Genomic DNA, 14,010 nt, shown 5'->3' with positions numbered 1-14,010 from the left:
TAATTAAATAAGACAAATTAAATTTACGTATACTAACTTAAATAGACTCAAATTTACTTTGTTATTGTAAGTACATGTGCTACTAGCAATATTAGCTAGTGGCACTCATTAATACAAGGAGGTTTCCATGGAATGGGCCGTTGAAGTTGAAGATATGACCGTAGCATATACGACAAAACCCGTATTATGGGACGTAGATATGAAGGTACCCATCGGTTCCTTAGCGGCCATTGTCGGCCCTAATGGGGCCGGTAAGTCCACATTATTAAAGGCCATGCTCGGTCTACTAACAGTTATCTCAGGAAGTGTAAAATTTTATATCGATCACCACTTAGCGATGGACAAAAACGATTACAAAAAAATCGCCTACGTCCCTCAAAGTGGCAGCGTAGACTGGGACTTTCCCACTACCGTACTAGATGTAGTACTCATGGGTCGTTATGGTCATCTAGGTTGGTTCAAGCGACCTAGCAAAAAGGATAAGGAACTCGCCCTCTCCATGATTGAAAAAATGGGCATGAGCGACTATGTAGACAGACAAATTCGCCAGCTTTCAGGGGGACAACAACAACGCGTCTTCCTCGCAAGAGCTCTCGTCCAAGAGGCAGATATTTACCTCATGGACGAACCCTTCAAGGGCGTCGATAAAACCACAGAGCATGCTATTATTTCGCTTTTACAAGAGATGAAAGCTCGAGGCAAAACGGTTATCGTCGTCCACCACGATTTAAATACAGTGCCCCAATATTTCGATTGGGTAACGATGGTAAACAAACAAACTATCGCCTATGGCCCCGTAGGAGATACATTTACGGACGAAGCTATTGAGCGCACCTATGGGAAGGGGAGGATTGTATGACCATACTCCAATCCTATACGACGCAGATGGTACTGCTTGGCACGGCTCTATTAGGCCTCGCTAGTGGTATCGCTGGCACCTTTGCGGTACTTCGCAAGGAAAGCCTCATCGGTGACGGCCTATCACATGCGGCATTACCCGGTGTGGTCATAGCCTTCTTGCTGACGGGCATCAAGGACATCGAAGTTCTCATCGCAGGTGCTGCTCTATCCTCTATCACTGCGGCTTGGCTCATTACCATCACCGTAGAAAACAGCAAAATCAAATTTGATGGCGCTTTAGCCACCATACTCTCTGCCTTCTTTGGGCTCGGTATGGTATTGCTCACCTATGTACAAAGCTTAAACAATGCTGGTCAAGCAGGGCTTTCAAAATTTATATTTGGACAGGCAGCCACCATATTAGCGCGCGACGTGTACATCACATCTGCAGCAGCGCTCATCATCATCGTGTTAACCGCATTATTCTGGAAGGAGTTAAAGCTCATCTCCTTCGATGTGGAATACGCCAAAACACTACAAATTCCCGTCACTTTCACCCTTATTTTATATCGTTCATTATTAATCATGACCATCATTATCGGCATTCAATCGGTAGGGGCTATCTTGATTAGCTCCCTCCTCATTGCACCCGCCGTTGGGGCAAGACAGTGGACGAATAAACTGGGCACCATGTGTATATTAGCAGGATTTTTCGGCATGATATCCGCCATCGGCGGTACTATCTGGAGTACATCAGTTCCAAAATTACCGACAGGTCCAGCTATCATCGTCATTTTATCGATTCTCGTATTATTGAGCCTCATCTTTGCTCCTAACAGAGGTATGCTCTGGCAGTTCCGTAAAAATAGACAGTCAAAGCACGCATTATTGTTAGAAACCACGAGGGCTCCCAAATCCAAGGCACAGCAAAGTATTTGCGTAGCAGAGGACGCACAACCTCGCATAGGAGGTGCCCCATGACAGTTCATACAGAGATATTGCTCATTGCCATTGCGGTATCCATCGCATGTGCCATCCCTGGGGTCTTCCTCGTATTGCGTCGCATGTCCATGATGGCCGATGCCATTACGCACACCGTATTCCTCGGCATCGTGCTCGCTTTCTTTATGACGGAAGATTTAAACTCTCCATTTCTACTCGTCGGGGCTACCTTAGTTGGTGTAGGCACCGTATGGCTTACAGAAATGATACACAATACGGGGCTTGTCAACGAAGATGCGTCTATCGGCATCATCTTCCCGCTTCTATTCTCTATCGCCATCATTCTAGTCAGCCTATACAGCGGTAACGCTCATCTCGATGTAGATACCGCATTACTCGGCGAAATAGCCTTTGCCCCCTTTGATCGATGGATTGTGAGCGGCACCGACTTGGGGCCTATATCGCTATGGATTTCCCTAGGCGTGGCGCTCATCAATTTAATTTTAGTCATGCTGTTCTACAAGGAATTGCAATTATCTACCTTTGATCCGCTACTAGCGGGGCTCTTCGGCTTTATGCCAGCCCTCATCCACTATGTACTCATGACCATGGTATCCCTCACCGTTGTAGCCTCATTCCAAGCGGTAGGTGCCATTCTCGTCATCGGCCTCATGATTGGGCCTGCGGTCATCGCTTATTTATGGACGGACTCTGTGAAAGCCATGCTTACTAGCAGTATCATCATCGGTATTATCTGTGCTGTCGTCGGTACGGAAGTATCTTTCACCATGGACGTATCCATCGCGGGTTCTATTGCAACCACCATCGGTATTGCACTAATTATCGCTGTTATCGCAACACCGAAGACAGGCTATATCGCCACATACCGTCGTCAACGTCATTTACGTCGCCACTATCGGGAAACGATGATGCTATGCCATATTTATACACATATGGATACACCTATCGCGCACGTTGAAAACGGCATTGGTACCATTCATGAGCATTTGAACTGGAGGCCTGATTATACTCATCAAGCTGCTTCACAGCTAAAGAAACAAGGTCTATTATATGTGACAAATGGACACTACGTGCTTACTGATAAGGGTATAGCACAAGTTAAAGAGATTATTTAAATACAATACCAATACTTTTCCCAACAAAAAGAAGCTGAAATCAATGCTGCTTGCAAAGATTTCAGCTTCTTTTATTTTTAACTAATAGTCTTACATCCTATTAATAACTGCATTCACGTCAATGACTATCTATAAGAAATAGTACCAACATTATAATAAGCTCAACACAATCACAAAGAATCCTATTAATTAATAATAGCTTCTAATGGAATTACATGAGGTAGCCCATTGTCATCCATATAAATTTTCGTTTTAACACGGTATACATCTTCCATCATGGCTTCTGTAAAGATGTCTTTCGGCGCGCCTTGAGCGTATACTCTACCCTCCTTGAGCACGATGATTTCATCTGCGAACATAGCCGCCAGATCAAGATGATGCAATGTTACGAGCGTTGTAAAATCATTTTCTTGAGTCAGATTTTTTAGCAATGTTAATAAGTCAAATTGCTTGTGCAAATCTAAAGCACTTGTCGGTTCATCAAGAATTAAGATTTTAGGTTCTTTTACAAGGGCTTGCGCCATGAACACAAGTTGGCGTTGACCACCGCTGAGCTCCATGATGCTGCGCGATGCAAAGCGCTGTAAGTTCAACCGTTCCAATACCTCTTGTGTGGCTGCAATATCCTCATCACTTACGCGGAAGGACATGGAGCCCATGCGCCCTAGCATAACGACTTCAAAAACAGATAGATTGACTTTACAGTCATTATCTTGAGACAAATAGCTCACTGTACTACTAAAATCCTTTGTAGAATATTGAGATACAGGTTTACCATTAACGGAAATCTCGCCCTTGCCTTTCAAAATACCCATGATTGTTTTTAAAAGTGTAGATTTACCAGCACCGTTAGTACCAATGAGCGCAGTCAATTTACCTGTTTTGGCAGCAAAATCAACGCCCTTTAAGATTTGTCCGTCTTCCGTAGCGGAATAACCAAAGGTTAGATTATGAACTTCAATCATTTGAAATAGCTCCTTTTCCTAGTTAATACCAACGAGAAGAAGAAAGGTACACCGATGATTGCTGTTACAATACCGATTGGGAACATCGCCCCAGGAACGAGCATCTTACTCGCAATAGATGCGAGAGACAAAATCGCCATGCCACACACTGCAGATAAGGGTAAGAAATACCGTTGATCCTCACCCACAAGCATACGTGCAATATGTGGTCCTACAATACCGATAAAACCAATGGTTCCAACGAAAGAAACGGCAACGGCTGTAATGATGGAGATGAAAGCAAACACTTTTACTCGTAAGCTTTCAACATTAACACCAAGACCAGAAGCCTTTTCATCGCCTAATTTTAATGCTGTTAAACGCCAAGATTCACGCATCATAAGCGGAAGCATGATTGCTAATACGATAAGAACAATAGAGATGTTCACCCAATTTGCCTTAGCTAAACTCCCCATAGTCCAGAACACGATGTTTTGAAGGGCCTCAGGAGATGCCATATATTGCATCAAAGATTGAAGCGCTTGGAACAAGAACATCATGCCAATACCGGCGAGAATCATCGTTTCAGAGGAGAAGTTCTTAATCTTATTGATGGAATAGATAAAGAAACTCGTCAAACTAGCGAATACAAAGGCGCCAAATGGAACCATAAAGACACCTAAAAACTCTAATGCACTAGCGCCTACAACAACCATAAGAGATGCACCGAAGCCAGCCCCTGCGGATATACCAAGTGTATACGGGCTAGATAACGGGTTATCAAGAATAGTCTGCATGCCAGCACCAGCAATGCCCAAAGAAGCACCTACGAGCAATGCCATAATGGCCGTCGGAAGACGAATCGACCAAATGATGACATATGCGTTTTTGGAAACCTCTGCAGGATCTGTTAATGCGAGCCACACATCACTTAACGTAAGTGATGCAGGGCCTACAATAATATCGGTAACAAAACTTACCGCACAAATGATCAATCCGATAATAATGAACAATAGTTTTTTATAACTCTGTTTCTTATAATCGTACTGGTTGTTAGTTTCTGTCACTACGAAAAACCCCTTTTTAGTTCAAATGCATAAACCAAACGCCACCGTAAGAGAATGGAAGGAATTTGTCATAGAATTCCTTAAGTGTGCCTTCAGGATCTACATCCTTGAATTCCTCAGGATAGAATGTTTTAGCTAAGTATTCGAATACTGCAACGTCATATACTTCACGAGGTAAACCATGGTGAGTAGAGAATACGTTTTTAGATTGAACGGCTTTCAATTCAGGCCAGCCTTGACGTTCTGTGGTGAAAGCTTTCAACAATTCTTGAGATTTTGCTTCATTTGTATCAAAACCTAAACGCATAGAAGTCGGTTTCTTAGGCCAGTAGGAACCGATGATCATTATAATATCTGGGTTTCTTTCTAAAATAAATTCTGGGTTAACAGGGCCTGCTTTTTGAACTACATCTTTGGTAATAAGGTCGCCACCAACTTGCGTTGCTAATGCGCCCCAGGCTACGTTTGCACTATACGCAAAACCTAAACCTTCTGGACCTTCGTTACCTGTTTCAATGTAAACAGTTGGTTTTGGTTTATTGATTTTGCTAATGCGGTCCATAACTCGTGTTAAACGGTCAGTATAGAACTTGTTAATTTCTGCTGCACGCTCTTCTTTACCCAATGCTTTACCGATAGCTTCGATAGATTTTTGGTGATTTTCAAGCTTTTCAGCATGGTAATCGATATAGATGGTAGGGATACCAGCTGCATCGATTTTAGGTTTGTAATCAGCTTCGTATTGATCTTTAAAGTATAAAGGCATGAAAATAACATCTGGGTTTAAGGAAATTACTTTTTCCACATCAAATGTTTTGTCATTTACGTTACCAATGAGAGGAATTTTTTCCAACTCTGGCACTTCAGATTTGTAGCGATCCCACATATCTGTACGCAATTTGCTCAAATAAGGGTCCATCCCAACAATAGTCTTAGCCACATCCTTGCCTTGCAACGCAGCCATAGTCAAGAACGCACCACCAGAAGCACTCAATTGAACTACTACGCGTTCTGCTGGTTTTTTCAAGGTAACCTTTTGACCAGTTACGTCTGTAATCTCAATTTGTTTGCCAGATTGTGCCGCATCCTTTTTCGTATCTGCAGGACCACCACAAGCTGTCATAATCATGCTCACAACTAGTAGGAGCACCGTGGCAAGATAAGCCATAAATTTCTTTTTCTTAACCATAAAAGCACCTCATATCTAAAACACAATAATTTCAAATGATAACATCAGAAAATAACTTTCAAAACCTCGGTCAATCAACCCCTATCGACACGACACAAAATCCTAGTTCATATGCATAAACCAGATACCACTATAAGAGTATGGCAAGAATTTGTCATAGAACTCTTTAAGTGTAGCTTCTGGATCAACATCCTTAAACTCTTCAGGATAGAATGTTTTTGCTAAATATTCGAATACGGCCGCATCAAATACTTCGCGTGGAAGACCATGATGTGCAGAATAAACTTGTTTATTCTCAACGGCTTTCAAATCACTCCAACCTTGACGCTCTGTAGTGAAAGCTTTCAACAACTCTTGAGATGATGCTTCGGTTGCTTCAAAACCTAAACGCATAGAAGTTGGTTTCTTAGGCCAGTAAGAACCCATGATCATGATGATATCTGGATTTTTTTCAAGTATAAACTCTGGATTAATAGGAGACGTTTTCTTAATAACATCCTTGGTGATGACATCAGCACCAGCCATAGTAGCTAATGCCCCCCAAGAGTAATTACTACTAAAGGAGTTACCAAATTCTTCCGGGCCATTCATACCAACTTCAAGGTAAACAGTTGGTTTTGGCTTATTAATTTTACTAACACGGTCGAGAACTCTTGTCACGCGATCCGTATAGAACTTGCTAATTTCTGCAGCGCGTTCTTCTTTACCCAAAGCCTTACCGATGGCTTCGATGGATTTTTGATGACTTTCAAGTTTTTCAGCATGGTAGTCAATGTAAATCGTTTGTACACCTGCTGCATCTAGTTTTGGTTTAGCATCGGACTCATATTGTTCTTTCAAGTCAACAGGAATGAAAATAACATCTGGGTTCAAGGAAATAACTTGCTCCACACTAAATGTTTTATCACCGATAGTCCCCACTACAGGAATCTTAGCTAACTCAGGCATTTCTGCAGTAAAGTGCTTCCACATATCCGCTCTATATTCCTGTAAAGATGTATCCATGCCAGCAATAACCTTCGGTGTATCCTTGCCCATAAGTGCGGAAATCGTAAAGAATGGACCACCAGCGCCACTCCATTGTAAAACAACTCTCTCCGCTGGTTTTTTGAGCGTTACCGTACGCCCTGTTACGTCTGTGATTTCGATAGGCTTGTTACTTTGCGCCGTATCTTTCTTTGTCTCACTAGGACCTCCACATGCAGCGATAAGCATACTCACAATTAGGAGAAAAACCGTGACTAAATACGCCATAAACTTCTTTTGTTTAAACATAAGTATCCCTCTTCTCTCAACTAAAACTATCACTATAAGTGCACATAAAAAGCCCGTTTCCCCACGAAGAGGAAACGGGCTGTCATCTCAGTTAGACTAACTACCACGCCTAATAAGCTAGCATATAGTATGAGCTTTCAACTATGCATAGCTAGTATAAATCCATCTATATCAATCCCCATCCCTGTCTGTCGCAGGTCAATCGGCAATTGTTAATTAGGCAGTTCTCCTGGCTCCAGTTTAACGTTACTTTGCGCCTTCCCAAAAATTTCAGTGACCGAGAGCATTTCACCCTCTATGCAAAGTACCTCGCTGTTACAGTGGCGTGACCGCTTTGGCTTGTACCAAATTCTCTATTAAGTCAATAGACACCTAACCCAATCATATGTGATTTTTCTCATCGTAGCATGAGGGGCATACCATGTCAATAAACACATAGGGGTACTGCTATAGTCTAATCCGCATTTGATACCATTTAGCATCGCCATGATCAGACTCTGATTCACCTTCATTTACAAAGCCAAACTTGGCATAATAGGGAATCTTTTCCGCCTTACAAGTTAAAATTACGCCCTTTCGCTTTTCTTTTCTCGCCAGTTCTATGAAAGCCTCAATCAGTCTGCCTCCTACGCCACGGTTCCGATACTCAGGCATTGTATTCAGACCAAATATCATCTGCCAAGCACCACTTGGGTTATGTAAGGAAGCATCTGCGAACATCTCATCAGTTAAGATTTCATCATCAGACACAAAACCATCTATAAAACCAATAGGTGTGTCTCCATCAAAGGCAATCAAAAACTGACCTGCGTAATACTTTAACCGTTCCTTAAAAGCCTCACGAGATGCCGCCTCGGCAGGAGGAAAACAAGTTGCTTCAATATTCGTTACTAGATCTAAATCATCAACTGTAGCTTTTCTTATTAACATACTTCTGTACCTCTCTATCTCCTTCTATATGTGTATGAACTTATCATACATATTATTTTTAGTATAATTTATTTCTCATATAAGCCTTATTCAGTATAAACGCTTTACGCCATAAAGGCTACACGTAGAAATCTTACGTGTAGCCTTTTTCTGCTGAACCTTATATTTACTATGTTTACTTTTTCGTATACTTAGGCACATTGCGATACTGCATTGGTAAGGAATTCTCTTTTACTTTAAAACCATGTTTCTCGTAAAAGGTCGCATTCTTGCTGTCGCCAATCATAACATTAATATACAGATACGACTTGTAAGCATCTTTTACCATTTCTAACAAATGACCGGCAATACCTAGACCTTGATAATCAGGATGAACCAGCACATAATTTATAAAGCACACAAGTTCGCTATCATCCATGACTCGGATGAGTCCTACTAAACGGTCCCCGTCCCAAGCAGAAATCACGCGCGACGAATTCATCAAAGCCTTATGCAATCGGTCAGGATACTTGCCTACCACCCAGCGAACAGACAGAAACAACTCTGCTACCTGTTGGGGTGTAAAAATCTTTTCTTCGGTATACGTAATCGCCATAAAAGCTCCTCCAACGAATCCCGAAATATTCACTATCAAATAGATATATCTATCATTTAAATAGACTATAAAGCTAAATAATCACTATTAAACTAAATACTCCCTATTAAACGAGTTCCTTACTCATATAAATAACATCATCCATAGGATTATGATAGTATGGTTCACATTCAGTAAAACCATGCTTCTTATACAGATGAATAGCTGCCTTCAATGGTTCTATTGTATCTAGCACCATTTCCGTATATCCAGAAGCCTTAGCATGATCCATAATACTTTCAATAAGACGATCACCCAAAGCATATCCACGTCCCTCAGGGCGTACATAGAGGCGTTTCATTTCACAGCGCGTATCACTATGCTGATAATAGGCCACCATACCTAGCACTATCTCATTTTCATCAATAGCTACCAATAACTCACCATTGGGCGCCGTATATTTCTCAGCAATATCTGCCAATTCTTTATCTAAATTTTGAAAGGATAAATCGCGGCCAAGCCATTCTGTATATTCTATAATTAACGCTTTTACCTGATCTAAATAAGGTTTTCCATCAACAATCTTAATCATTTAAACTCCGATAATAGTGATTACTTTAACTTTCGCATCTCACGGATAAACGCCTCTGCTTCTTGTAAGTTCTTAGGGAACTCAAAATAAATGCAGCTTTCATGACCACAATAAGGATTTCGGAAATCATAACCGCTCAATAACAAGTACTCTATAATCTTCCATTCTTTGTCATTAGATTTTTTAGGAGCCTTGAACTTCTCGTTCACAAAGTACATTTTACCTTTACAGGTAGGGCAGGTTTTATTCCTGTTAAATAACTCGTAGTTTGTGCCCTCCGACAAGGAGATCCGGCAATTTACACATACATTTTTATAACCCATAACTATTTACTCCCATATGGTTTATGTTGAAAGATAGCTTTTACAATCCCTTCACCAACAATATTGCCACCTTCCATGATAAGGAACTCTGCGCCTGGCTGTATAGCAGAATAATCTACAGTTTCATATACAGGTAAAGCATTGGCTTGAATCGGTTTATCAAAGATGACGTCTTCACCATCAATAAAATTGATACCAAGATACTCCTCAGTACCTTTTATAACAATATGAGGATAGTACATTCCATAATTTAAATTCGGCGGACTCGTTCTCTTCTTGCTGAAGAACGTAACGGTGCAGCTAATAGTAAAATCTAAATTGCTCATCTCAGGCCTCATTCAATTACATATACCATATCACCCTTAAAGTATATCCGAGGAAAAACTAAATTGCTCTATGTTAAGATTATCTAATCAATCTAGAACCTTTTTAAAAATTTCCTTATCTTCTAAAACTATATTATATATTTTAACCAAAAAGACTTTTATAAAGCCCTTTAATTTCTCGTGCGTATTTCACTGCACCAGGAAGATGCATTCGTTTATAGTAATCTCCTAATATTTCTGTATGATTTTTCAAAATATCAAATTCAATCATATACATAGCAATACTCGTTATAGAATATTTTCCTATCTCAAGTATAGTTGATTTATCTTCTATATCTAATTCCTCGCCTTTTGGAAATTCACCATCAGAATATTCTTCCCAAGTTTTATCACTGTATTGCCAAAAGGCTTTACTCCAAAGAATCAGTTCTTTACGATTGTATTCTATTAATTGCTCGAAAAACTGCACTAACTCTTTCTCAGAATATAACTTGCAATTAAACCCTTCTAATAAGAATTGCCTTTGATTCAATCGATTTCTTAGTTCTTGAATTTCTATACTTTGTAGTTCTTTATTAAAGTTATCAGCCCCTAATTCCTCTATAATATCTAAATATATAGGGCTATCTAAAAATTCTTTTAAAGTTTTCATATTCTTACGTCCTTACAGAATTAACATCTTCCATAATAAAGAACTCCGTATCTGCTTTTAGAACAAAGTAATTTACAATTTCAAAAACTAACAACATATTACCTCATATTTGTTTATCAAAGATGACATCTTTACTACCATAAGGTTTATACCAAGACTCAGTACCTTTTATAATGATATGAGGATAGTACATTCCATAATTTAAATTCGGTAGACTTGTTCTCTTCTTGCTGAAGAATGTAACTATGCAGCTAATAGTAAAATCTAAATTGCTCATCTCAGGCCTCATTCAATAACATATACCATGTCACCTTTAAAGTATATGTTCATTATACAATGAACTGGATTCCCCTCGGTCCATAACCAACCTTGCAATACAGCGTGTCCCCAATTATAGGTCTCTGTAATGACCTCAAATTCACTTTCACTATAATCCTGTTGATACTGAGGTAACTCAATTCTTTTACCTGTGAAAGTATCTAGTATTGTATTATTAAACACGAGAATTTCAAAAAAATCTATATCGCACGTCTCAAACACGACCTGAGCCTTATGAGTTTGCTCAATACCATTCTCATAAGAGAAAATGTACTCAAAAATAAGGATCAAATTATCGTCTGCGTATTCTATTTTCTGTACCCGCGCATCATGGAGAGAATACTTGGAATACTCGCCAAAAGATTTTGTTGTTTTCATAGGACCTCAAATTTACAAATTAATCCACAAAAGATATATTCCCAACCTAAAATCAGTATATTAAGTTTAAAGAGTAAATCATAACCACTCGTAAAACGGCTTGTTTGTTATAATTTTGTAAGAGTCAATCTGTTTTAATGGTCTAATTAAATAAAGCATCAAATAATCTTACAAATGTGCTATTAGCACTATCTCCCCCTACTCAAAGGCTTTTATGTTGCATTTTTACCAACTTACTTAACGGGCCTGTATATTTATTAAACTGTATAAAAAAAGTCGAAACCTCGGTACTAGCACGTAGATTTCGACTTCTCATAACAATACTGCGCTGGGACTGTTACATAATCTATAACATATTTTATAGGTTAGTGACTATTATATCAGAAAGTAATACATATTTAATACTATTTTACGCTACTATGATCAGTGTCCGATTCACCTTCATTTGTAAAATCAACCTTATATAATAATAATTTTTTTATTTCTACAATTCATACTAACACCAGTTTAATTTTTCTCTCTGGTAACCCCTATAAAAGACTCCATCAATACCACCCACACATCAAGACTGATACTTAAGCATTGTATTTATACAAAATATAATCTGACAAACATCGTTTGAATTATATAGCAAAGTGTCAGCCATCAGTAAATAACTCATCATTTAATATTTCAACCGTAGACACAACTCTAGCAATAAAACCTAAAAAAATATCATCATCAAAAGCAATCAGAACCTACCGTGTATAATCTAATTGCTTCTTAAAAATCTCACAAGCCGTTACCTCAGTATTAGGAAAAACTCACCTCTATAAATATAACTAAATTAAAATCATCAACTGTAGCTTTTCTCCAAATACATAGTCTATTTTTTAATTTCATCCATTAAATTCATGACTCGTGATTTTATATTCTCTAGTTCAACTGATAATTGCTGTTTTGCGGGTTCCGTTATAATTGAAGTATGCCCAACTGCGTCTCTAACAGGTTTATATACATCAGAAGAACGACTCAAAGCTGGGTCTTTATTCTTATCTGGTGCTTTATCAATGAAATTTGATAGATATTTCATATCAAGATAATAAATATCATCCGTTGATTTCCTGATTGCATAACTGATATTTGCTATTGCTTTATTATTCTTTTCTCTTTCTCGCCATTTTTCTGCTTCTTCAATAGCATTATGTGAAAGCTGCATTTTATTGTGTTTTATATATTCCCGTAATAAATTTTCTGCAATAAAACATTCTGTATATGAGGGAAGATTATATTTCACTTCTTCGGATAATTGTGTTATCCAACTATCTACTATATTACTAACTTTTCCTTTATGATTTTCTTTCATCTCTTTAAAGGTTTTATTAAATAACTCCTGAGCTTTTCTTTCTTTAGGCTTAATTTTCATATTATCAGGATCACCATCATCCCCTTTTTTACGTCTTAATTCATCCCAGTCATCTAATATTAACTTAAACAATCTTTCAAATTCCCGAAGAAATTCTCTATAACATGGCTCATCAGAAATAATACCTTCTCGACTACTCGTAAATATATCTTTACCGTCCCCTGAGTCCAAATCATCAAAATGAATTTGACCATAGACATAATTCTCAACAATTCGAGATGTTGGAACGTGCCTCAAGATATCTTTTTCTCTAAGTCTTCCATTCACAAAAAGATCAATAGTTACTTTCTCTTGTGTCCCACGTATTTTAAGTTTTGAAGGTTTATCAACCGATGCAATATAACCACTCATATTCATCTCTGATTTTAACGACTCTAATGGACTATCAAGCGATAAAGATTTAATAAACGGATCATCTATATCATTAATTTTCCAAAGAAATTGAGTATTTTCTGCTAAATCTCCCAACATCTTTTCATCAATCTTTACATTATTAACAAATATATTAAAATTTTCATCTAACAACGAAAACCTAAAATATAATGCAACTGATTTTTTTATATAATCTAACGTATTAGCAATTCCTTCATTAACATTTTCAAAATAAATATATGTTCCTTGCTCTTTTATATCTGCAGATGTAGAGACTTTAGATGTAAGCTCTTCTAACTTATATTCTTGTGAATTCAAATCATCTGTAATGGCTTTATCTAAACTAGAATTATCAATCACCCCTCCTACGAGTTGCGTCTTCTTTGTTTTAGATGCTACATGAACTCTCTTTGCACAAGACAACAAAGCCAATTTGCCGATTCCTTTTCTTCCTATAAATGGCCTTCCACTCAATGTTTTGTACATCTTATTTTTTCTTTTTGAATAACCTATTTTCAAAAATTTATTTTGAAAATCATCAAAAGTCATCCCTTCTCCATCATCCACAATAGTCATACAATTATGCTCTTTATCAATTGTAATCCAAACATTACTGGCATCGGCATCCCAAGAATTTGATATAGCTTCCCCTAAAACTGTAATGACATTCCTATATAAATTTCTCCCCAAATGATTTAATACACTTAAAGAAATATTAAAAACTAAATCTTTCCCCATATCGTGCAC

At 38.4% G+C, this 14,010-nt stretch carries 15 protein-coding genes and 1 riboswitch; of the genes, 3 read left to right on the top strand and 12 right to left on the bottom strand.

Annotation, left to right across the window (positions count from 1 at the left end):
• The first annotated feature begins 127 nt into the window (after positions 1-127).
• From ACLRYO_RS06880 to ACLRYO_RS06870, 3 genes are read left to right on the top strand one after another with little or no spacing between them, the layout of a single operon-like run.
• Positions 128-859 (top strand): metal ABC transporter ATP-binding protein, encoded by a 732-nt coding sequence (locus ACLRYO_RS06880; RefSeq protein ID WP_413084782.1) that lies wholly within the window; start codon positions 128-130, stop codon positions 857-859.
• Entirely contained in the window at positions 856-1,821 is a 966-nt protein-coding gene (locus ACLRYO_RS06875) for a metal ABC transporter permease (RefSeq protein ID WP_278618593.1), read from the top strand. The genes ACLRYO_RS06880 and ACLRYO_RS06875 overlap by 4 nt, the downstream gene beginning before the upstream one ends.
• Positions 1,818-2,918: a metal ABC transporter permease gene (locus ACLRYO_RS06870; protein ID WP_012863795.1), complete on the top strand. Its 1,101-nt coding sequence runs from the start codon at positions 1,818-1,820 to the stop codon at positions 2,916-2,918. The genes ACLRYO_RS06875 and ACLRYO_RS06870 overlap by 4 nt, the downstream gene beginning before the upstream one ends.
• A gap of 185 nt (positions 2,919-3,103) precedes the next feature.
• Here the strand turns inward: ACLRYO_RS06870 and ACLRYO_RS06865 are convergent, their stop codons facing one another.
• From ACLRYO_RS06865 to ACLRYO_RS06810, 12 genes are all read right to left on the bottom strand, one after another.
• Positions 3,104-3,883: an ABC transporter ATP-binding protein gene (locus ACLRYO_RS06865; RefSeq protein WP_278618595.1), complete on the bottom strand. Its 780-nt coding sequence runs from the start codon at positions 3,881-3,883 to the stop codon at positions 3,104-3,106.
• A complete protein-coding gene (locus tag ACLRYO_RS06860; RefSeq protein ID WP_278618596.1) occupies positions 3,880-4,929 on the bottom strand; it encodes a FecCD family ABC transporter permease in 1,050 nt (349 codons plus the stop codon). Before ACLRYO_RS06860 ends, ACLRYO_RS06865 begins: the two co-directional genes overlap by 4 nt.
• A gap of 16 nt (positions 4,930-4,945) precedes the next feature.
• Positions 4,946-6,118: an ABC transporter substrate-binding protein gene (locus tag ACLRYO_RS06855; protein ID WP_278618597.1), complete on the bottom strand. Its 1,173-nt coding sequence runs from the start codon at positions 6,116-6,118 to the stop codon at positions 4,946-4,948.
• A gap of 102 nt (positions 6,119-6,220) precedes the next feature.
• A complete protein-coding gene (locus tag ACLRYO_RS06850; RefSeq protein ID WP_278618598.1) occupies positions 6,221-7,393 on the bottom strand; it encodes an ABC transporter substrate-binding protein in 1,173 nt (390 codons plus the stop codon).
• Between the two features lie 201 nt (positions 7,394-7,594).
• Positions 7,595-7,784: riboswitch (cobalamin riboswitch) on the bottom strand.
• A 56-nt stretch (positions 7,785-7,840) separates the two neighbouring features.
• Positions 7,841-8,323 (bottom strand): GNAT family N-acetyltransferase, encoded by a 483-nt coding sequence (locus ACLRYO_RS06845; protein ID WP_278618599.1) that lies wholly within the window; start codon positions 8,321-8,323, stop codon positions 7,841-7,843.
• A gap of 175 nt (positions 8,324-8,498) precedes the next feature.
• Positions 8,499-8,918: a GNAT family N-acetyltransferase gene (locus ACLRYO_RS06840; RefSeq protein WP_278618600.1), complete on the bottom strand. Its 420-nt coding sequence runs from the start codon at positions 8,916-8,918 to the stop codon at positions 8,499-8,501.
• A 106-nt stretch (positions 8,919-9,024) separates the two neighbouring features.
• The gene (locus tag ACLRYO_RS06835; RefSeq protein WP_021147648.1) at positions 9,025-9,489 is read right to left on the bottom strand and encodes a GNAT family N-acetyltransferase; all 465 of its coding nucleotides are present in this window, start codon (positions 9,487-9,489) and stop codon (positions 9,025-9,027) included.
• Between the two features lie 20 nt (positions 9,490-9,509).
• The gene (locus tag ACLRYO_RS06830; protein ID WP_021147647.1) at positions 9,510-9,707 is read right to left on the bottom strand and encodes a hypothetical protein; all 198 of its coding nucleotides are present in this window, start codon (positions 9,705-9,707) and stop codon (positions 9,510-9,512) included.
• A gap of 107 nt (positions 9,708-9,814) precedes the next feature.
• On the bottom strand, positions 9,815-10,138 hold the full coding sequence (locus ACLRYO_RS06825) for a hypothetical protein (protein WP_042986329.1): 324 nt from the start codon (positions 10,136-10,138) through the stop codon (positions 9,815-9,817).
• Between the two features lie 142 nt (positions 10,139-10,280).
• A complete protein-coding gene (locus ACLRYO_RS06820; protein ID WP_021147645.1) occupies positions 10,281-10,790 on the bottom strand; it encodes a hypothetical protein in 510 nt (169 codons plus the stop codon).
• A 285-nt stretch (positions 10,791-11,075) separates the two neighbouring features.
• Positions 11,076-11,486: a hypothetical protein gene (locus tag ACLRYO_RS06815; RefSeq protein ID WP_021147644.1), complete on the bottom strand. Its 411-nt coding sequence runs from the start codon at positions 11,484-11,486 to the stop codon at positions 11,076-11,078.
• An 865-nt stretch (positions 11,487-12,351) separates the two neighbouring features.
• The gene (locus ACLRYO_RS06810) at positions 12,352-14,001 is read right to left on the bottom strand and encodes an ATP-binding protein (RefSeq protein ID WP_278456740.1); all 1,650 of its coding nucleotides are present in this window, start codon (positions 13,999-14,001) and stop codon (positions 12,352-12,354) included.
• Positions 14,002-14,010 lie beyond the last annotated feature (9 nt).

This window comes from Veillonella parvula (genome assembly GCF_047241225.1).
GTDB classification, from domain to species: domain Bacteria; phylum Bacillota; class Negativicutes; order Veillonellales; family Veillonellaceae; genus Veillonella; species Veillonella parvula_O.
This window is presented reverse-complemented; position numbering and strand designations above follow the sequence as displayed.

Coding starts and splice junctions, on each gene's coding strand:
- ACLRYO_RS06880 (WP_413084782.1), top strand. CDS start 128: ATGGAATGGGCCGTTGAAGTTGAAGATATGACCGTAGCATATACGACA.
- ACLRYO_RS06875 (WP_278618593.1), top strand. CDS start 856: ATGACCATACTCCAATCCTATACGACGCAGATGGTACTGCTTGGCACG.
- ACLRYO_RS06870 (WP_012863795.1), top strand. CDS start 1,818: ATGACAGTTCATACAGAGATATTGCTCATTGCCATTGCGGTATCCATC.
- ACLRYO_RS06865 (WP_278618595.1), bottom strand. CDS start 3,883: ATGATTGAAGTTCATAATCTAACCTTTGGTTATTCCGCTACGGAAGAC.
- ACLRYO_RS06855 (WP_278618597.1), bottom strand. CDS start 6,118: ATGGTTAAGAAAAAGAAATTTATGGCTTATCTTGCCACGGTGCTCCTA.
- ACLRYO_RS06850 (WP_278618598.1), bottom strand. CDS start 7,393: ATGTTTAAACAAAAGAAGTTTATGGCGTATTTAGTCACGGTTTTTCTC.
- ACLRYO_RS06845 (WP_278618599.1), bottom strand. CDS start 8,323: ATGTTAATAAGAAAAGCTACAGTTGATGATTTAGATCTAGTAACGAAT.
- ACLRYO_RS06840 (WP_278618600.1), bottom strand. CDS start 8,918: ATGGCGATTACGTATACCGAAGAAAAGATTTTTACACCCCAACAGGTA.
- ACLRYO_RS06835 (WP_021147648.1), bottom strand. CDS start 9,489: ATGATTAAGATTGTTGATGGAAAACCTTATTTAGATCAGGTAAAAGCG.
- ACLRYO_RS06830 (WP_021147647.1), bottom strand. CDS start 9,707: ATGTACTTTGTGAACGAGAAGTTCAAGGCTCCTAAAAAATCTAATGAC.
- ACLRYO_RS06825 (WP_042986329.1), bottom strand. CDS start 10,138: ATGAGCAATTTAGATTTTACTATTAGCTGCACCGTTACGTTCTTCAGC.
- ACLRYO_RS06820 (WP_021147645.1), bottom strand. CDS start 10,790: ATGAAAACTTTAAAAGAATTTTTAGATAGCCCTATATATTTAGATATT.
- ACLRYO_RS06815 (WP_021147644.1), bottom strand. CDS start 11,486: ATGAAAACAACAAAATCTTTTGGCGAGTATTCCAAGTATTCTCTCCAT.
- ACLRYO_RS06810 (WP_278456740.1), bottom strand. CDS start 14,001: ATGGGGAAAGATTTAGTTTTTAATATTTCTTTAAGTGTATTAAATCAT.